We start from the raw sequence: 18,496 nt of genomic DNA on the forward strand, positions 1-18,496 counted from the left end.
GCCGCCGCCGCCGTACCAGCCGTACGCGTTGTTCATATCCGCACCCGTGCTGAACACGCCTTCGGCGCCGCGCAGCAGCACGACGGTCAGGTCGTCGTCTTCGGCCACCTGGTCGAGATAGCGGGCCAACTGCTCCCGCATGGCGGCGTCATAGGAGTTTCGCCGGGCCGGATTGTTCAGTGTGATGGTCGCGATCCGCTTGTCGCGGTCGACGTCGAAGAGCACGCGGTCATCGGCGGCGGTGGTCATGTCCAGTCCTGTCCGTTCGAAATCAGTCTTGCCTCAATGGTTCTGCTCGACGCTGCGGCCAGCGTGTCGCGTCGGGCCGCCGCCAGGTGCTGCCCGGCCAGGCGCACCGCACGCGGCGAATCACCCTCGGCGATGGCCTCGAGCAACCGGTTGTGGTCGCGCAGCGCGGCCCGCATGGTGGGCGGTCGCATCGGATCCGCGGGGCTGCACTCGTCGCTCCACACCGCAGACTCGTGCGCCGACCAGATCACCTCGAGCGCGCCGATCACCAGGATCATGGGCTCGTTGCCGCACCGCCGCACGATGGCCTCGTGAAACCTGCGGGCGTTCGGCACATAATGCGACGACGTGTCGAACTGCTCGACCTGAAGATCGACCGCGGCCTGCAGGTACGGCACCACCTCGGTCATCCGGTCCTCACGGGCCGCACACATGCCCGCACAGATCGGCTCGAGATGCAGCAGTGCCTCGCTGACGTCGGCCGGGGTGGCCGCGCGGGTCTGCAGCACCATGCCGATCATCTGCGCGGTGCGTTCGGCGGACGGCAGATGCACCACCGCTCCCCCGACATTGCCCCGGCGCACCGAGATCAGCCCGTCCGATTCCAGGATGTGCATCGCCTCGCGCACCGCCGGCGGGCTCACCCCGAATTGGGCGAACAAGGCTTCCTGCGACGGCAGCACATCACCCTCGGTGAGGCGACCGGTCAGGATGTCGTCGCGCAGCCGGGACGCCACGAGTTCGGCAACCCGTGGCTGGCGGATGCGCGGCGCTGGCAGCTGAGACGACACTGTTCCCGAGACAGCCTTTCCTTGCTAAGTTGTACAGGATAGTAATCGAAGCACTAACTGTATGGCTATCTGTATAGCCGCTCGAAAGGTGGGACGGTGCCGGAGGAAGGCGCGGTGCGACAGACCCGCAACGATTCCGTCCTGCGGATCACCCTGGACCGTCCGGCACGGCGGAATTCGTTGAGCCATAAGATGATCGACGAACTCGTCGGCATTCTGACCGCTGCCGCCTCCGACGATGCGGTGCGCGCGATCCATCTGACCGGCAGCGGCGGGGACTTCTGCGCCGGCGCGGACTGGGTGACCACCAACAACAGCGACCGCAAGCCGCGGCCGGGCAACCTGGTCCGACGCATCCCCCATGCGGCGAACCGCGTCGTGGAACTGCTCGCCACCGTCCAGCTGCCGGTGGTCTGCACGGTGCGCGGCTGGGCCGTCGGGCTCGGCGCCAACCTGGCACTGGCCGCTGATTTCACCCTCGCCACCCCTGACGCGACCCTGTGGGAGCCGTTCGTCGACCGCGGCTTCAGCCCGGACTCCGGCTCGACCTGGTTGCTCCCCCGCCTCGCGGGGGTGGCGCGCGCCAAACGCATGCTGCTGCTCGGCGAGAAGGTGACCGGCGCCGACGCGGCCGACTGGGGGCTGATCCATCAGAGTGTGCCGGACGCCGAGATCGATTCGGCAGCCGACGAATTGGCGACACGCCTGGCTGCGGGACCGACCGTCGCGATCGGTCTGGCCAAACAGGCCATCCACTTCGGACTGCACGCGACCCTGCCCCAGTCGATGGCTCACGAACTATCCAGCTTGGAACTGTCCTGCAGGACCGCTGATTTCAAGGAGGGTCTGGCGGCGTTCCGGGCCCGTCGCGCCCCCGACTTCGAAGGCAGATGAGGAAAGAAGGCACGTGAGCTCCCCCAGCTACGACACGATCGGCTATGAGGTCGACGGTCACAAGGCCACCATCACCTTGAACCGGCCAGAGGCGCTCAACGCGTTGTCGCCGCACATGATCACCGAATTGCGCGCCGCTTATGACGAAGCCGAGAACGACGACGACATCTGGCTGATGATCGTCACCGGCACCGGACGGGCATTCTGCACCGGCGCCGACGTCAAGGAGATCCCCGACGACGGCAAGGTCCTCTACGAACGGCCCTACCTGTCGACCTACGACCAGTGGGAGGCGCCCCAGGAAGGCACTCCGCCGTTCCGCAGGATGGCCAAGCCCATCCTTGCCGCGATCAACGGGATCTGTTGCGGCGCCGGGCTCGACTGGGTGACCACCGGGGACATCGTGATCGCCTCCGACAAGGCCACCTTTTTCGATCCGCACGTCAGCATCGGTCTGGTCGCCGCCCGTGAGATGGTGCGGCTGGCGCGGGTGCTGCCCCGGTCGGTGGCACTGCGCATGGCGTTGACCGGCAAGCACGAACGGATGAGCGCCGACCGGGCGTACGAGCTCGGCATGATCACCGAGGTGGTTCCGCACGACAACCTGCTGGCGCGCGCCCACGAGATCGCCGACATCGTGAACTCCAACGCCCCGCTGGCGGTGCGCGGCACCCGGCTGGCCATTCACAAGACCCTGGATCTGCCCCTGCTGGAGGGCGAGATCCTCGCCGAGACGTTCCGCGAGCGGGTGGTGCGCACCGAGGACGCCCAGGAAGGCCCGCGCGCGTTCGTCGAGAAGCGCACCCCGGACTGGCAGTGCCGATGATGTTCGACACCATCCTGCTCGACCTCGACCACGACATCCGCGTCGCGACGGTGACCTTGAACCGGCCCGAGGCGCTGAACTCCTTCAACCGCACCATGTGTGAGGAGATGCGCACGGTCTGGCAGATCATCAAGGCCGACGAGGACATCAACGCCGTCGTCCTGCGCGCCGCCGGCGAACGGGCCTTCAGCGCGGGACTGGACGTGAAATCGCGGTACGGCCAACCCGATATCGTGTGGAACCACGAAGATCCCGGTGAACTGCTCAGCCCGAAGTGGCAGAAGATGTGGAAACCCGTGGTATGCGCGGTCCAGGGGATGTGCACCGCCGGCGCCCTGTACTTCGTCAACGAGGCCGACATCGTGATCTGCGCGCAGGGCGCGACGTTCTTCGACTCCCATGTCAGCGCGGGACTGGTCTCGGCACTCGAACCGGTCGGGTTGATGCGTCGTGTCGGCCTGGGCGACACACTGCGAATGGCGTTGATGGGTAACGACGAACGCGTCAGCGCCCAGACCGCGCTACAGATCGGACTGGTCACCGAAGTGGTCGCCGAGGCCGAGCTGTGGGACCGGGCACGCGAGATCGCCGCGACTGTCGCCACCAAACCCCCCACCGCCACCCAGGGCACGGTCAAAGCCATCTGGGAGTCACTCGACAAGCCGTACCGGGCCGCGATGGACCAGGGCCTGATCTACACCCGGCTCGGCAACCCGATCGCCAAAGACGAACTCGCGCAGCGCCCCATTCCGAAGACTCCGCCCCGGATCCGGTGATGACCGGCCCACTCTCACAGCGCATCGCTGACGTCTTCGACCTCGACCCTGCCGCGCCCGCACTGCAATTCGAAGGTGAGTGGTTCACCTGGGGACAGCTGGCGACGTCGGCGCGGCAGGTCGGTGCGGCCGGGGGCACCGGCCGGGTCGGCATCATGCTGCGCAACGAGCCGGCCCATGTCGCCGCGTTGCTCGGCGTGCTGGTCGCCGGCGGCACCGTCGTGGTCATCAACCCGGCTCGCGGCGACGAGCGCACCCGCGCCGACATCGCCGCGCTGCAGCTGCCGGTGCTCGTGGGCCTGGCCGACGACCTCGACGCGCTGGCGGCGCAGACCACCGCGACCACCGTGGCGATCAGCGATCTGCACAGGCCGCCGGTGATCACCCCCGGCACGACCGGCACCGATGCCGGCCGGCCGGGCGTGGCGGTGTGGATGCTGACCAGCGGCACCACCGGACCACCCAAACGGGTCGACCTCACCTACGACATGCTCGCGCGCAGCGTGATCGGAGGCGACCCGGAAAAGTCAGCTCCACCGACGGAGTTGCGCCGCGCACCGGCGATCGTCAACTCACCGCTGGTGCACGTGGGCGGGGTGTACCGCATTCTGTTGTGCGTCGTGGAAGCACGACGGTTCGTGCTGCTCCGCCGTTTCGATCTCGACCAGTGGGCCCGGGCGGTGCGTGAACACCGGCCACGCGCGGTGTCGCTGGTGCCCACCGCACTGCGCATGGTGCTGCACTCCGACCTGACCCGCGACGACCTCGCGGGCGTCGTGGCGGTGACGTCGGGGACGGCGCCGCTGTCGGCCGACGACGCCGACGCGTTCACCGAGAAGTTCGGCATCCCGGTGCTGACCTCCTACGCCGCGACGGAGTTCGGCGGCGGGGCGGCCGGCTGGACCCTGGCTGACCACCGCAGACACTGGCACGCGAAGCGGGGCAGCGTGGGCCGCGCCAACCCCGGCGCGCAGCTGCGGGTGGTCGACGATGCCGGACAGCCGCTGGGACCGGACACACCCGGTCTGTTGGAGGTCAAGCCGTCCCAGCTCGGCCCGGGCACCGACTGGATCCGCACCACCGACCTGGCCCGCATCGACGCCGACGGCTTCCTGTGGATCCTCGGCCGCGCCGACCAAGCGATCATCCGAGGGGGTTTCAAGGTGCTGCCCGACGACGTGCGGGCCGCGCTGGAGAGCCACCCCGCGGTGGCCGGGGCCGCCGTGATCGGCGCGCCCGATCCCCGCCTCGGACAGACACCGGTCGCTGTGGTGGAGTTACGCGCCGACGCCGATCCCGGCGAGATCATCGAGTTCCTCGGTTCCCGCCTGGCGCGCTATGAGATCCCGACCGAAATCGTGGTCGTCGACGCGATCCCGCGCACGCCCTCCGGAAAGCCGGACCTGCCCGCGGTCCGCTCGCTCCTCGCACAGGTATGACCGCTCCCACCGTCGTCGACGTGCTGCGCGAGCAGCGCTGCCTCGGTGACAAGCCCCTCCTGGTCTGCGACGACGACCGGCTCACCTACGGCGGCGCCGACGTCCGTTCGTCGCATCTGGCCCGTCGCCTGGTCGACCTCGGCGCGGGCAAGGGCACCCACGTCGGCGTGTTCTACCCCAATGGCAGCGAGTTCGTGGTCGCGATGCTGGCCGCCGCCCGGATCGGAGCGGTCGTCGTGCCGTTCTCGACGTTCGTCAGCACCTCCGAACTGCGCGACCAACTTCGGGCCGCCGCGGTGTCGATCCTGTTGACGGCCCGCCGGTTCCGTGACCACGACTATCCGGCACGGATCGCCGCCGCACTGGAGATCACCGTGTCGGACCTCGACGGCACCGCTGCCTTGTTCGTCACCGCGGCGCCTGTCCTTCGCCGCGTGATCGTCGGGTCCGACCTCGCCGCGCCGGACACCGACGAGCGTCGGCTCACACTTGTCGAGGACGACGTCGACGCCGGCGACCGGCTGGCGATCATCTACACCTCCGGATCCACCGGCCCACCCAAGGGCGCTGTCCACACCCACGGCGGGTTGGTCACGCACCAGCGCAACCTCAACGCCATCCGGGGCCTGCACGCCGGCGACGTGTTGTTCTGCAACTCGCCGTTCTTCTGGATCGGTGGCTTCGCGTTCGGGTTGTTGGCGACGGTGATCGCCGGTGCCACGCTGGTCTGCTCGACCGCCGAGGACGCCGGGTCCACCCTCGACCTGATCGACGCCGAGAAGCCCACCGTGACCAATGGTTTCGCGGCAGCGGTGGCTCACCTCGCCGAGCATCCGAGCTATCCGCGGCGCGTCTTCACCGCGACACGGGGCAACCTCTACCCGATCATGGCCGCACACACCCGACCGGTCGATCCGGCGCTGCGGCACGGCATGCTCGGCATGACCGAGGCCGGCAGCGTGGTCCTGCTCAGCGGCGACGAAACCGATCAACCCGAGCATCGCCGCGGCTCGTTCGGGACACCCGCACCCGGCTTCGAGACGCGCATCGTCGACCCCGACACCGCCGCGCCGGTCGAGGTCGGCCAGATCGGTGAGCTGTGGTTACGCGGGCCGCCTCTGATGGTGCAGTACCACGGGCGCAGCCGCGAGGACTGTTTCGACGCCGACGGCTGGTTCCGTACCGGCGATCTGGTCCGGAGCGACGAGGACGGGTTCGTGTACTTCGTCGCCAGGGCGGGCGCGATGATCAAGACCGCAGGCGCCAACGTCACCCCCGGTGAGGTCGAGGCCGCGCTCACCCGTGTCCTGATCGCGGCGGGCCACCCGGGCGCTGTACACGTCGTCGGGCTGCCTGATCCGCGGCGCGGTGAAATCGTTGCCGCCCTAATGGCTTTCGCCGCCGTCCCGGAGCTGGACGTCGATGCGGTGCGTTCGGCGCTGCGTCAGGAACTCTCGTCCTACAAGATTCCGCGGCGGTTCAAGGTCTGCCGCCGCGACGAAGTCCCACTGATGTCCAGCGGCAAGCCCGACCTGCCCGCGTTGAAGGCGCTCTTCGATGACTGACACGGTCGACGCCGCGCTGCGCCGGCAGGCACGGCACCGCGGCGACACCGCCGCGGTCGTGGACCCCGGCAACCGGGTGACATTCGGCGAACTCGAGCTGTCCACCCGCGCGGTCGTGGCGGGCCTGCTGCAGGCCGGGGTGCACCGGGGCGCCCGGGTCGGGCTGTTGATGCCCAACGGAGTCGACTGGATCCGGCTCGCGTTCGCCGCCACCCGTCTGGGTGCCGTGCTGGTGCCGCTGAGCACGCTGCTCGCCCCGCGCGAACTGCTGGCACAGCTGCGTACCGCGTCGGTGCAGCACCTGATCACCGTCGACGAGTTCCGCGGTCACCGCTACCGGCAGACCGTGGACGCGCTCCGGACGCAGCTCCCGGCGCTGCGCAGTGTGTGGCCCGCAGAGCAGGCGCTGTCTCTGCCCGGGGCCGCGGTCGGCGACGCCGTCGTGGACGCGGTGACCGCCGATGTGCGGCCCGGTGCGGACCTGGTGATCATGTTCACGTCCGGCAGCCGCGGCGCACCGAAAGGCGTGCTGCACAGCCACGGCAGCGCGCTGGGCGCCGTCCGCTCGGGGCTGGCCGCGCGGTGCGTCACCGCCGAGTCCCGGCTCTATCTGCCCATGCCGCTGTTCTGGGTCGGCGGGTTCGGCGCCGGTGCGCTCACGGCGCTGGTCAGCGGCGCCACGCTGGTGACAGAACCGATCCCGACGCCGGAGTCGACGCTGCGGCTGGTGCAGCGCGAGCGGGTCACGTTGTTCCGCGGATGGCCCAGTCAGGCCGAGGCACTGGCCGCTCGGCTGGATGCGGTGGGCGCCGACCTGTCGGCACTGCGGCCCGGAAGCCTGGAGGCGCTGTTGCCCGAGCACCTCCGCAGCCCGAAAGGCGCCCGCGCCAACCTGTTCGGCATGACCGAGTCGTTCGGGCCGTACTGCGGGTTCGCCGCGGACACCGACATGCCGCGCTCGGCGTGGGGCAGTTGCGGAAAACCGTTCCCGGGCATGGAGGTGCGCATCACCGACCCGGACACGGGGGCACCGGTGGCGACCGGCGATGTCGGAGAGATCCAGATCCGCGGACCCCACGTGCTGCGCGGCATCCTGGGCCGGGCCCGCCACGAGGTGTTCACCGCCGACCAGTTCTATCCGACCGGCGATCTGGGACACCTCGACGACGACGGGTTCCTGTTCTACCACGGCAGATCCGACGACATGTTCAAGGTCAGCGGTGCCACGGTCTACCCCGGCGAGGTCGAGGACGCCCTCCGCTGCATCGCCGGCGTGGAGGCCGTCGCCGTCACCGACGTCCCAGGGCCACAGGGACCACAGGTGGGTGCCATGATCGCCGGTGACGTCGGGATCGCAGAGCTGCGGTCGGCGGCGCGGGAGCTGCTGAGCAGCTTCAAGGTCCCCACGGTCTGGGCGGTCGTCGCCGACATCGACGACCTCCCGCGCGGCGCGACCGGGAAGGTGGACGTCGCCGCGCTGCGTGCCAGACTCATGGAGACGGGAAGGTCAGACGATCCCGCGGTCCCGTAGCCCGGTGACCTCGGCGGCGCCGTAGCCGATCTCGGCCAGCACGGCATCGGTGTGCTCTCCGAGCAGCGGCGGCCGGGTCCGGATCTCCCCGGGGGTGGCGGACATGCGGAACGGCGTCTCGATGATCGGGACGTCCTTGGCCGTGCCGGGAAACGGCACCCGCTGCAGGTACCCCATCGCCTGCACGTGCGGATCGTCGAGCACCTCTTGAGTGGAAAGCATCGGCGCCGCGGGCAGTTTCGCTGCCTCAAGCTCGGCGAGCGCATCGGCTTTGGTCCGCTCGGCACACCAGGCGGCCATGATGGCGTTGAGTTCGTCACCGTGTTTCCAGCGCGCATCGTCGTCGGCGAACCGCGGATCGTCGAACAGGTCCGGTCGCCCGACGAGTCGGCACCACCGTTTGAACATCGGCTGTCCGGCGACCTGCAGCAGCACCCAGTCGTCGTCGCTGGTGCGGTACAGATCGCAGGGCGCCACCGACGCGCCCTGGTTACCCATGCGCGGTTTGTCGACGCCCAGCAGGTCACGCTCGATCAGGAAGGCGTTGGACAGCATCATCGCCGTCGGCAACAACGCGCCTTCGACGTGCTGACCCTGGCCGGTCCGCTCACGGTGATACAGCGCCATCATCACCCCGATGGTCAGCGTCAGTGCAGTGCCGAAATCCGCGTACGGCACCATGGTTCGGATCGGCTGCTCGGGCAGACCCTGGCGGGACACCGCACCCGACATCACCTGCCCCGCGCCGTCGAAACCGATCCGTTCGCTGTACGGACCGCCCTCGCCGAAAGCCGTCGCGCTGGCCAGGATGATGTCCGGTTTGATCGCCCGCAGCGTCTCGTAGTCCAGACCGTTGGCCCGCATTCCCGCCGCGGGCATGTTCGCCACCACGATGTCCGCGCGCTCGACGAGCCTGCGGCTGACCTCTTGGCCCTCGGCGGTCGAGGTGTCCAGCGTCAGCGACCGCTTGTTGCGGTTGCACTGCAGGAAGGTCCCGCCCTCGCCGCTGTCGGTCACCGACTGGACCCAGCGGTCCTCCCCGCCCTCGCGCTTCTCGACGCGCACGACGTCCGCACCCATGTCGGCCAGCAGCGCCGCGCACCACGGCGCGGCGATGAACCGGCCGTAGTCGAGCACGCGGACTCCGTCGAGGACCCCCATGCCGTACCTCCCTCTATCGCGAGCAGACCCAAACTCGCACGGTTCAGCGCCAAAGCGTGCGAGTTTGGGTCTGCTCGCGGATCATCCGATCACGCCCCGCCCGGCCAGATGGTCGATCAGGGGCCCGGCGGCGGCGCACAGGTGCTCCGACATCGCCTCGCGGGCGGCGTCACCGTCGCGCTTGCGCAACGCATCGAGAAGCACCCGGTGGTCGCGCATCGAATGCTCGGGCCAGCCTTCGACGGTGGGATAGACCGATTCCAGCGCGAACCGGGTGATCTGGCCCATCAGCTGTGCCAGCTTCGGTGAGCCGGCCGCGACGTTCACCCCGCGGTGGAACGCGTGGTTGAGGCGCACCGCGGCTTCGTGATCGTCGGCGTGGTAGGCCGCTTCGAGCTGGCCCTGCACCCGGTCGAGCTCCGCGAGCTGCTCGTCGGTGATGAGTTCGGCGGCGCGGCTGGCCAATACGCCGCCGATGTGCGCCTGCACATCGGCGACGTCGGCGATGTCCCGCTTGGTGATCGGCAGCACGACGAATCCCCGGCGCGGCTGCTGGGCCAGCAGACCCTCGGCACGCAACCCGAACAGCGCCTCCCGCACCGGGGTGACGCTGATACCCAGTTCGGCGGCCAGCTGTTCGAGCCGGATGTAGCTGCCCGCCGGATAGGTGCCTTCGAAGATGCGCCGCCGCACGAACCGCGCCACGTCTTCGGCCAGCTGCGGCCTGGCCGCGAAATCGGGGATGCTCACCGGTCTAGACCCGGTAGTCGGCCAGCAGCCGCTTGCTGATGATGTTCTTCTGGATCTCGCTGGTGCCCTCACCGATCAGCAGGAACGGCGCGTCGCGCATCAGGCGCTCGATCTCGTATTCCTTGGAGTAGCCGTAGCCGCCGTGGATGCGGAAGCTCTGCTGGGTGACCTCGGCGCACACCTCACTGGCGAAGTACTTCGCCATACCCGCGGCCACGTCGTTGCGCTCGCCGGAGTCCTTGAGCCGGGCGGCGTTGACCATCATCAGGTGGGCGGCCTCGACTTTGGTCGCCATCTCGGCCAATTGGAACGCGATGGCCTGGTGATCGGCGATGGGCTTGCCGAACGTGCTGCGCTGCTGGGCGTAGCGTACGGCGAGCTCGAACGCGCGGATGCCGACACCGCAGGCACGCGCGGAGACGTTGACCCGGCCCACCTCGACACCGTCCATCATCTGGAAGAACCCCTGACCGGGCGCCTCACCGAGGATGTCGGTCGCCTGCGCGCGGTACCCGTCGAAGATCAGCTCGGTGGTGTCGATGCCCTTGTACCCCAGCTTGTCGAGCTTGCCGGGGATGGTCAGCCCGGGCACGACTTCGCCGAAACCCGAGGGCTTCTCGACCAGGAACGCGGTCAGGTTGCGGTGCGGCTTGTCGGCGCCCTCATCGGTGCGCACGAGCGTGGCCACCAGAGTGGAACTGCCACCGTTGGTCAGCCACATCTTCTGCCCGTCGATGGTGTAGGTGCCGTCGCCGTTGTCCTTGGCCCTGGTGCGGATCGCCGCCACGTCACTGCCGAGCTCGGGTTCGGACATCGAGAACGCACCGCGGGTCTCGCCGGTGGCCATCTTCGGCAGGTAGTAGCTCTTCTGCGCGTCGGTGCCGTGCTGGCGGATCATGTACGCGACGATGAAATGGGTGTTGATCACCCCGGACACGCTCATCCAGCCGCGCGCCAGTTCCTCCACGCACAGGGCGTAGGTCAGCAGCGACTCCCCCAGCCCGCCGTACTCCTCGGGGATCATCAGGCCGAACAGGCCCATCTCGCGCATGGCGTCGACGATCGCCTGCGGGTAGGTGTCGGCGTGCTCGAGTTCCTGCGCAGTGGGGATGACTTCCTTGTCGACGAACTGCCTTACCGTCGAGACGATCTCGGTCTGGAACTCGGTCAGGCCGAGTGTCTGGGCGAGTTTGGTCATTGCGCCACCCTTTCGAAGACGGCGGCCAGTCCCTGGCCGCCACCGATGCACATCGTCTCCAGGCCGTAACGACCGTCCCGGCGGTCCAGCTCGCGCGCCAGCGTGGCCAGCATCCGGCCGCCGGTGGCGCCCACCGGATGGCCGAGCGAGATTCCCGAACCGTGCACGTTCGTGCGCTCCAGATCCGCTGCGGTGAACTTCCATTCCCGCATGCAGGCCAGCGCCTGGGCGGCGAAGGCCTCGTTGAGCTCGATCAGATCCATGTCGGCCAGGCTGAGGCCGGCTTTGGCCAGCGCAACCTCGGTGGCCGGAACGGGGCCGATGCCCATCACGTGGGGAGCGACCCCGGCGACGCCCCACGACACCATCCGCACGAGTGGCCGCAGTCCAAGGGCGACGGCCTTCTCGCGGGTGGTCACCAGGCACATCGACGCGGCGTCGTTCTGGCCGCTGGAGTTCCCGGCGGTCACCGTGGCATCCGGATCCGACTTGCCGAGAACCGGTTTGAGCTTGGCCAGCGACTCCACCGAGGTGTCGGCGCGCGGATGCTCGTCGGTGTCGATCACCTCGTCGCCGGACCGGCTGGTGACCGTCACCGGGATGATCGTCTCGGCCAGCAGGCCGTCCTTCTGCGCCGCGACGGCACGCTGATGGGATCGCACCGCCAACTCGTCCTGCTCTTCGCGGGGAATCCCGTACTCGCGACGCAGGTTCTCGGCGGTCTCCAGCATGCCTCCCGGCACCGGGTAGTTCTTACCGCCGGCCGTGGTGCGGCCGCGGGCCAGTGCGTCGTGCACGGTGATGCCGGTGCGCGCCCCGCCCCAGCGCATGTCGGTCGAGTGGAACACCACGTTGCTCATCGACTCGGCACCGCCGGCCACGACGAGATCGTTGTTGCCGCTTGCCACCTGCATGACCGCCTGGATCACGGCCTGCAGCCCGGAGCCGCAGCGGCGGTCGATCTGCATGCCCGGCACCGTCACCGGCAGGCCCGCGTCCAGCGCGATGACCCGACCGATCGCGGGTGCCTCCATGCTCGGGTAGCAGTGCCCGACGATGACGTCCTCGACGGCCTCGGGTGCCACCCCGGTGCGCGCGAGCAGGCCCTGGAGCGCGGCCACCCCGAGTTCGACGGCGGTCAGCGACGTGAACATCCCGTTGTAGCGCCCGATCGGCGTGCGCACGGGTTCACAGATGACGACCTCGCGCATCACAGATGCCGTCCGCCCGTGACCTCCAGGACGGTGCCGGTCATGTACGACGACAGTTTCGAGGCCAGGAACAGCGCGACGTCGGCGACCTCTTCCGGCTCGCCGGCGCGTCCCAGCGGCACCTCGGCCACCTTCGAGTCCCAGATGCGTTGCGGCATGGCCTCGGTCATCGCCGAACGGATGAGCCCCGGCTGGATGGCGTTGACCCGCACCCCGAGGTAGGCGAGCTCCTTCGACGCGGCCTTGGTCATGCCGACGATGCCGGCCTTGGCCGCCGAGTAGTTCGTCTGCCCGATCATGCCGACCTTGCCCGAGATCGACGACATGTTCACGATCGCGCCGCTCTTCTGCTCCCGCATCACCGCAGCGGCCGCCCGCAGACCGTTCCAGGTGCCCTTCAGGTGAACGGCGATCACCTGGTCGAACTGATCCTCGGTCATCTTGCGCATCGTCGCGTCGCGCGTGATGCCCGCGTTGTTGACCATGATGTCGAGCGCGCCGAAGCCGTCGACCGCGGCCGCGACCAGCGCGTCCACCTCGGCCGAATCGGTGACGTCACAACGGACGGCGCGGGCCACGTCCTGGCCGCCGAGTTTATCGGCGGCGGCCCGGGTGGCGTCGATGTTCACGTCGCCGAGCACGACTCGCGCGCCCTGGTCGACGAACCGTTGCGCGATGGCGAAACCCAGCCCCTGCGCCCCGCCGGTGATCACCGCGATTTGACCTGTCAGCAACGACACCTGTTCACCCGTCCTCACGCACGTAGGGAGATCCGACCGGATCATTCAGCGCATCATATTTCATATACGATATTGGCCGATCGGGCCCCCACGCTTCGTGCGGCACCGCCGCGAACCCCATCCAGGAGCATCTGACGATGACCACATCCGAAGTCGGCGACGACGACTTCCAGCAGATCCTGGCGCAGACCCGCCAGTTCGTCCGCACCGCGGTGGTACCGCGTGAGCAGGAGATCCTCACCGAGGACCGGGTGCCCGACGATCTGCGCGAGACCGCGAAATCCATGGGGCTGTTCGGCTATGCGATCCCCCAGGAGTGGGGCGGCCTCGGGCTGGATCTGAGCCAGGACGTCGAGCTCGCCATGGAACTGGGCTACACCTCGCTGGCGCTGCGGTCGATGTTCGGGACGAACAACGGCATCGCCGGCCAGGTACTGGTCGGGTACGGCACCGACGAGCAGAAGTCGACGTGGCTGGAACGGATCGCCTCCGGTGACGTCGTCGCGTCGTTCGCGCTCACCGAACCGGGAGCCGGCTCCAACCCGTCCGGCCTGCGCACCAAGGCCGTGCGCTCCGGAGATGACTGGATCCTCAACGGCGAGAAGCGATTCATCACCAACGCCCCGAATGCGGACCTGTTCGTCACGTTCGCCAGGAGCAGGCCCGCCGACGACAAGGGCGCCGGGATCGCGGTCTTCCTCGTGCCCGCCGGCACTCCCGGCGTGGCGGTCGGCGCCAAGGACAAGAAGATGGGCCAGGAAGGTGCCTGGACCGCCGACGTCAGCTTCACCGACGTGCGGGTGCCGGACACCGCGCTGGTCGGCGGCAGTGAGGACATCGGCTACCGCGCGGCGATGACGTCGCTGGCGCGCGGCCGGGTGCACATCGCCGCGCTGGCCGTGGGAGCGGCGCAGCGCGCACTCGACGAGTCGGTGGCCTACGCGGCGACCGCGACCCAGGGCGGCACCCCTATCGGCGAATTCCAGTTGGTGCAGGCGATGCTCGCCGACCAGCAGACGGGGGTGATGGCCGGTCGCGCGCTGGTGCGCGACACGGCACGACAGTGGGTCACCGGCCAGGACCGCAGACTCGCGCCGTCGGCGGCCAAGCTGTTCTGCACCGAGATGGCCGGCAAGGTCGCCGATCTCGCGGTGCAGATCCACGGCGGCAGCGGCTACATGCGCGAGGTGCCCGTCGAGCGGATCTACCGCGACGTGCGCCTGCTGCGACTCTACGAGGGCACCAGCGAGATCCAGCGGCTGATCATCGGCGGCGGACTCGTGAAAGCAGCCCAGAAGGAGACCGCGCGATGAGCGGCAGACTGGAGGGACGCGTCGCGTTCATCACCGGCGCGGCCCGCGGACAGGGCCGCGCACATGCGGTGCGGATGGCCCGAGAAGGCGCCGACATCATCGCGGTCGACATCGCAGGGCCGCTACCGCCCTGCGTCCCTTACGATCACGCGACCCCCGAAGACCTGGCCGAGACCGTCGGCCTCGTCGAGGCGACCGGGCGGCGCATCCTGGCGACCGCGGTCGACACCCGGGACGGCGAAGCCCTGCGGTCCGCCGTCGAGAAGGGCGTCGCCGAACTGGGCCGGCTAGACGTGATCGTGGCCAACGCCGGCGTGACCGCACCACAGGCGTGGGACCAGATCAGCGCCGAGGACTTCCGCGACGTGATGGACATCAACGTGACCGGCACATGGAACACCGTGATGGCCGGCGCGCAGGCGATCATCGACGGCGGCCGCGGCGGATCGATCATCCTGATCAGCTCCGCGGCCGGGATCAAGTTGCAGCCGTTCATGATTCACTACACCGCCAGCAAGCACGCGGTGACCGGGATGGCCCGCGCGTTCGCCGCCGAACTGGGCAAGCACTCGATCCGGGTCAACAGTGTGCACCCGGGCCCCGTGCTCACCGACATGGGCACCGGCGACATGGTCACCGCACTGGGCAAGGCGATGGAGACCAATCCCCAGCTGTCGAACATGATGACGCCGTTCCTGCCCACCTGGGCCGTGCAGCCGGAGGACATCGCCGACGCGGTGTGCTGGCTGGCCGGCGACGAGTCGAAATTCATCACCGCGAGCGCGATCTCAGTCGACCAGGGCTCCACGCACTACTGAGAACGTCCTGGCCAGGAATGCGGTCTGGTCGGCGACGGTCTTGTCGAACCAGTCGTTGCCGGGCCAGACGTCGAAATGGTCGCACGGGTAGTGGTGCACCTGCGCCCTGCCGGCTTCGGCCGTCGCCGCGACCGCCGAAGCCGGGACGTACTGGTCGAAGTCGGCGATCTGTACCAGCAGCGGGACGCGCAGCTTCTTGGCTGCCGCGGTGGTGCGCACCCCGACCACCTCCAGGCCGACGGCACAGTCGATCTCGTTGCGCCACGTCGGGCCGGCCAGCGCGGTGTAACTCTCGTAGGCGCCGTCGAGCGCGAGCGCGCCGGGCTCACCGACCGGGGACACCAGCGGCATCAGGGTGGGCGCACCGCCCCGGCGTACGGCCAGTCGGCTCTTGACCCCGGTGAGCGTCCAGCGCAGCGACGTCACGAGATCCCGCGACGTCGCGGCGGCACGGCTGACCGCCAGGCCGCTCGTCAGCGGCGTCAACGCGATGACCGCACCGATGTCGTCGCGTTCGGCGGCCACCCGGATCACGTGTCCGCCGGAGAACGAGGCTCCCCACAGCGCGATCCGGGTGGGATCGACCCCCTCGAGGGTCTTGGCGGCCGAGACGGCCGCGTGGTAGTCGTCGATCTGCCGGGTGACCGAAAGAGATTGGCGGGGAACGCCGCCCGATGCGCCGAAGCCCCGGTAGTCGAACGCGAACACGTCGATGCCCGCCGCGGCGAAGTGTCGGGCGAACGGTTCGAGCCCGGAGTCCTTCGTGCCACCGAACCCGTGCGCCATCACCACGACCGGTCGTAGGTCACCGTCGGCCGCGAAGTGCCATGCGCTGCAGGCGTCGGCGCCGCTGGGGAAGCTGATCTCAGATCGGGTCACCGGGCCACCGCCGCGCCGCGCCGCGCACGTGTCATACCGGCCGGGATCTCCCGCTTGAGCAGATCGTGTTCGTAGACGAAGTAGTCGACCTGCTGGGTGTGCCGCGGCCGGTCGGTGCAGTGGCCTGCGTGCAAATGCTGATCGGCGTCGATGGTCCGCTCCATCTCGTCTACCGGCGGCAGCGCGTAGCGTCCGACCGCATAGGCGGCCAGCAGCCGCGCCTGGCACTCGACGAACGGGAACAGCGTGGGGACCGCCTGCGCGAAGCCCATGAAAACGAGGTCCTCGAAGCCCGGCTTGAACATCCGCTTGTAGAGCCGGATGTAGTTGTCCGGAGCACTGACGAACTCGGGATCGAAGAACGGGAACGTGATGTTGTAGCCGGTCGCGTAGATGATGACGTCGAAGTCGGCGCGGGTGCCGTCGACGAAATGGACGGTGTGCCCGTCGAGGCGTGCGACGTTGGGCTTCGGTGTCACGTCGCCCGAGCCGAGCCGCAACGGTAGTTCCACCGACTGCGTCGGATGAGCCTCGAACAACTTGTGGTCGGCCGGCGGCAACCCGTACATCGTCGGGTCGGTGCCCAGCATCGGGGCCACGAGCTGGACGGCCTTGCGCTGCCACGACAACGGGAGATAGGGCGAGGTGCGCCAGAACGTGTCTCCCGGGCGCCCCGCGATGTACTTGGGCACGATCCACGCCGAGGATCTGGTGGACAACGTCACCTCGTTGCGCAGCGCTTTCGATGACAACTCGACGGTGATGTCGGCGGCACTGTTGCCGATTCCGACCACCAGGATCCGCTTGCCCGTGAGCTCCAGCGGCGTGCCGGGATCGATGTAGGAGTGCGAGTGGATCGACTCACCGTCGAAGGTGCCGGGGAACTCGGCCAGCCGCGGATCCCAGTGGTGGCCGTTGGCGACCACGAGCAGGTCGAAACCACGCTCGGCCCCGGCCTGGTCCCGGATCCGCCAGCCACCGTCGCCGTCCCGGGCCGCGTGCACCACCCCGTTGCCGAACTCGATGTTCTCGAGCAGCCCGAACGCCTCGGCGTACGCGTCGAGATACGCCTTCACCTGAGTGTGGTGCGGAAACGACGGATAGTGCTCAGGCATCGGGAAGTCCTTGAAGGACAGCCGGTCCTTGGAGGTGTCGATGTGCAGGGACCGGTAGGCGCTGCTGTGGCCGTTCGGATTGCCGAACGCCCAGTTGCCACCGATGCGGTCGCTGGTCTCGAACGTCGTGTAGTCGACCCCGTAGTCCTTGAGCATCTTGCCTGCGGTCAATCCGCTGATCCCCGCACCGATCACCGCAACCCTGGGGTGTGTCTGGTCCACGTCGCTCCTTCGCGCCACCTGGCAATCTAGGAACGTTTTTGACGAACGTCAATGGTTTCTGACACCCGTCGGGGACGTGGACCCGCGCCGTCAGCCGATGAAGCGCACGATCGACTCGGCGACCGCGGCCGGCTTGTCCGAACCCTCGATCTCCACCGTTGTGCTCACTGTCGCCTGCACCGCGTTCTCCAGCCGGTTCACCGCGGTGATCTCCGCGCGGGCGCGCAGCTTCGCGCCGACCCTGACCGGGGTGATGAAACGGACCTTGTTGTAGCCGTAGTTGATCGCCATCGCGACGTTGTCGACCGAGTACAGCTGGTGGGTGAAGTGCGGCAGCAGCGACAGCGTCAGTAGCCCGTGGGCGATCGTGCCGCCGAACGGGCCCGCGGCGGCCCGCTCGGGATCGACGTGAATCCACTGGTGGTCATCGGTGGCGTCAGCGAACAAGTTAACCCGGTCCTGGGTGATCTCCAGCCACTCGGTCGGCCCGAGCTGGGTGCCCTCGGCAGCGACGAACTCGGCGAGATCTTTGAACTTCTTCACGTTGTCTCCTTTGACCAGGGCGCCGCCGGCAACGACATCCGGTTGTGCCGCATGCGAGTTTGCAGCATTCACAGTGCCACAACCGGCCCGCCACGCCTTGAGTGAGATCGATAGCGACGCCTGAGACCCCTCCTCCGGCGAAGCCACGCCAGCCATTGCACATCATCCGCTCAGCAAATAATTTGCGTTTGCAATGTCATTTCTCGCCGCTCCGATGTCACCGGCCCGTAACTTCGCGGGAATGTGCACCGGCCCGCGCGCCGGCACCGCCGGCGACAGTTAGCTGCGGGATCGCTGGAAACTGACTGCCGCGCAGACTGAACAGTTTGCGCGGCGGCGGCTGTTCACCACGGCGGAATTGTCACGGTGACGCCACCGGGAGGCTCCCGAATTTCTGTTGCCTGAGCGTGGTCGCGGGTATCCGCTATCACGGTTTTTGATGTCCACAATTCGAAAAGGAGAAAATATTCTCCGG

Annotated in this window: 18 protein-coding genes; 8 read left to right on the top strand and 10 right to left on the bottom strand. The window is 68.5% G+C overall.

Annotated elements, in window-relative coordinates; all coding sequences use genetic code 11:
* Positions 1-249: enoyl-CoA hydratase/isomerase family protein (locus MVA01S_RS07520; RefSeq protein ID WP_169801745.1), on the bottom strand; the 249-nt coding region annotated here is incomplete at its 3' end.
* Positions 246-1,028 carry a FadR/GntR family transcriptional regulator gene (locus tag MVA01S_RS07525; protein WP_040540215.1) on the bottom strand — a complete coding sequence of 261 codons (783 nt, stop codon included), beginning with the start codon at positions 1,026-1,028 and terminating at the stop codon, positions 246-248. The genes MVA01S_RS07525 and MVA01S_RS07520, both read right to left, overlap by 4 nt.
* A 108-nt stretch (positions 1,029-1,136) precedes the next feature.
* Between MVA01S_RS07525 and MVA01S_RS07530 the strand changes: the two genes are divergently transcribed.
* From MVA01S_RS07530 to MVA01S_RS07555, 6 genes are read left to right on the top strand one after another with little or no spacing between them, the layout of a single operon-like run.
* Positions 1,137-1,934 carry an enoyl-CoA hydratase/isomerase family protein gene (locus MVA01S_RS07530; protein WP_086006010.1) on the top strand — a complete coding sequence of 266 codons (798 nt, stop codon included), beginning with the start codon at positions 1,137-1,139 and terminating at the stop codon, positions 1,932-1,934.
* 13 nt (positions 1,935-1,947) lie between these two features.
* Complete coding sequence (locus MVA01S_RS07535) at positions 1,948-2,760, top strand: enoyl-CoA hydratase/isomerase family protein (protein WP_003928818.1); 813 nt, start codon at positions 1,948-1,950, stop codon at positions 2,758-2,760.
* Positions 2,757-3,536 (top strand): enoyl-CoA hydratase/isomerase family protein, encoded by a 780-nt coding sequence (locus tag MVA01S_RS07540; RefSeq protein WP_003928819.1) that lies wholly within the window; start codon positions 2,757-2,759, stop codon positions 3,534-3,536. Before MVA01S_RS07535 ends, MVA01S_RS07540 begins: the two co-directional genes overlap by 4 nt.
* Positions 3,536-4,975, top strand: coding sequence for a class I adenylate-forming enzyme family protein (locus MVA01S_RS07545; protein WP_003928820.1), 1,440 nt, complete (start codon positions 3,536-3,538; stop codon positions 4,973-4,975). Before MVA01S_RS07540 ends, MVA01S_RS07545 begins: the two co-directional genes overlap by 1 nt.
* The gene (locus MVA01S_RS07550; protein WP_003928821.1) at positions 4,972-6,540 is read left to right on the top strand and encodes a class I adenylate-forming enzyme family protein; all 1,569 of its coding nucleotides are present in this window, start codon (positions 4,972-4,974) and stop codon (positions 6,538-6,540) included. Before MVA01S_RS07545 ends, MVA01S_RS07550 begins: the two co-directional genes overlap by 4 nt.
* Complete coding sequence (locus tag MVA01S_RS07555; RefSeq protein WP_003928822.1) at positions 6,533-8,071, top strand: class I adenylate-forming enzyme family protein; 1,539 nt, start codon at positions 6,533-6,535, stop codon at positions 8,069-8,071. The genes MVA01S_RS07550 and MVA01S_RS07555 overlap by 8 nt, the downstream gene beginning before the upstream one ends.
* Here the strand turns inward: MVA01S_RS07555 and MVA01S_RS07560 are convergent.
* The 5 genes from MVA01S_RS07560 to fabG all read right to left on the bottom strand — a co-directional run bounded on the left by MVA01S_RS07560 (position 8,048) and on the right by fabG (position 13,131).
* Positions 8,048-9,232: a CaiB/BaiF CoA transferase family protein gene (locus MVA01S_RS07560; protein WP_003928823.1), complete on the bottom strand. Its 1,185-nt coding sequence runs from the start codon at positions 9,230-9,232 to the stop codon at positions 8,048-8,050. The two genes, MVA01S_RS07555 and MVA01S_RS07560, sit on opposite strands and share 24 nt — an antisense overlap.
* An 81-nt stretch (positions 9,233-9,313) precedes the next feature.
* Entirely contained in the window at positions 9,314-9,982 is a 669-nt protein-coding gene (locus MVA01S_RS07565) for a GntR family transcriptional regulator (RefSeq protein WP_003928824.1), read from the bottom strand.
* 4 nt (positions 9,983-9,986) lie between these two features.
* A complete protein-coding gene (locus MVA01S_RS07570; protein WP_003928825.1) occupies positions 9,987-11,180 on the bottom strand; it encodes an acyl-CoA dehydrogenase family protein in 1,194 nt (397 codons plus the stop codon).
* Entirely contained in the window at positions 11,177-12,391 is a 1,215-nt protein-coding gene (locus MVA01S_RS07575; protein WP_003928826.1) for an acetyl-CoA C-acetyltransferase, read from the bottom strand. Before MVA01S_RS07575 ends, MVA01S_RS07570 begins: the two co-directional genes overlap by 4 nt.
* Positions 12,391-13,131 carry a 3-oxoacyl-ACP reductase FabG gene (gene fabG, locus MVA01S_RS07580; protein ID WP_003928827.1) on the bottom strand — a complete coding sequence of 247 codons (741 nt, stop codon included), beginning with the start codon at positions 13,129-13,131 and terminating at the stop codon, positions 12,391-12,393. Before fabG ends, MVA01S_RS07575 begins: the two co-directional genes overlap by 1 nt.
* Before the next feature lie 137 nt (positions 13,132-13,268).
* Between fabG and MVA01S_RS07585 the strand changes: the two genes are divergently transcribed.
* Positions 13,269-14,444, top strand: coding sequence for an acyl-CoA dehydrogenase family protein (locus tag MVA01S_RS07585; RefSeq protein ID WP_003928828.1), 1,176 nt, complete (start codon positions 13,269-13,271; stop codon positions 14,442-14,444).
* On the top strand, positions 14,441-15,262 hold the full coding sequence (locus MVA01S_RS07590; RefSeq protein WP_003928829.1) for a mycofactocin-coupled SDR family oxidoreductase: 822 nt from the start codon (positions 14,441-14,443) through the stop codon (positions 15,260-15,262). The genes MVA01S_RS07585 and MVA01S_RS07590 overlap by 4 nt, the downstream gene beginning before the upstream one ends.
* Here MVA01S_RS07590 and MVA01S_RS07595 read toward each other — a convergent pair.
* The 3 genes from MVA01S_RS07595 to MVA01S_RS07605 form a co-directional block, all read right to left on the bottom strand.
* A complete protein-coding gene (locus tag MVA01S_RS07595; protein ID WP_003928830.1) occupies positions 15,233-16,141 on the bottom strand; it encodes an alpha/beta hydrolase in 909 nt (302 codons plus the stop codon). The two genes, MVA01S_RS07590 and MVA01S_RS07595, sit on opposite strands and share 30 nt — an antisense overlap.
* A complete protein-coding gene (locus MVA01S_RS07600) occupies positions 16,138-17,478 on the bottom strand; it encodes a flavin-containing monooxygenase (protein ID WP_003928831.1) in 1,341 nt (446 codons plus the stop codon). The genes MVA01S_RS07595 and MVA01S_RS07600 overlap by 4 nt, the downstream gene beginning before the upstream one ends.
* Positions 17,479-17,568: 90 nt before the next feature.
* Positions 17,569-18,021, bottom strand: coding sequence for a MaoC family dehydratase (locus MVA01S_RS07605; RefSeq protein WP_003928832.1), 453 nt, complete (start codon positions 18,019-18,021; stop codon positions 17,569-17,571).
* Between the last annotated feature and the right edge of the window lie 475 nt (positions 18,022-18,496).

The organism is Mycolicibacterium vaccae NBRC 14118 = CIP 105934 (genome assembly GCF_001552715.1).
Lineage (GTDB): Bacteria > Actinomycetota > Actinomycetes > Mycobacteriales > Mycobacteriaceae > Mycobacterium > Mycobacterium vaccae.

Coding starts and splice junctions, on each gene's coding strand:
- MVA01S_RS07550 (WP_003928821.1), top strand. CDS start 4,972: ATGACCGCTCCCACCGTCGTCGACGTGCTGCGCGAGCAGCGCTGCCTC.
- MVA01S_RS07555 (WP_003928822.1), top strand. CDS start 6,533: ATGACTGACACGGTCGACGCCGCGCTGCGCCGGCAGGCACGGCACCGC.
- MVA01S_RS07570 (WP_003928825.1), bottom strand. CDS start 11,180: ATGACCAAACTCGCCCAGACACTCGGCCTGACCGAGTTCCAGACCGAG.
- MVA01S_RS07575 (WP_003928826.1), bottom strand. CDS start 12,391: ATGCGCGAGGTCGTCATCTGTGAACCCGTGCGCACGCCGATCGGGCGC.
- MVA01S_RS07590 (WP_003928829.1), top strand. CDS start 14,441: ATGAGCGGCAGACTGGAGGGACGCGTCGCGTTCATCACCGGCGCGGCC.
- MVA01S_RS07545 (WP_003928820.1), top strand. CDS start 3,536: ATGACCGGCCCACTCTCACAGCGCATCGCTGACGTCTTCGACCTCGAC.
- MVA01S_RS07585 (WP_003928828.1), top strand. CDS start 13,269: ATGACCACATCCGAAGTCGGCGACGACGACTTCCAGCAGATCCTGGCG.
- MVA01S_RS07560 (WP_003928823.1), bottom strand. CDS start 9,232: ATGGGGGTCCTCGACGGAGTCCGCGTGCTCGACTACGGCCGGTTCATC.
- MVA01S_RS07540 (WP_003928819.1), top strand. CDS start 2,757: ATGATGTTCGACACCATCCTGCTCGACCTCGACCACGACATCCGCGTC.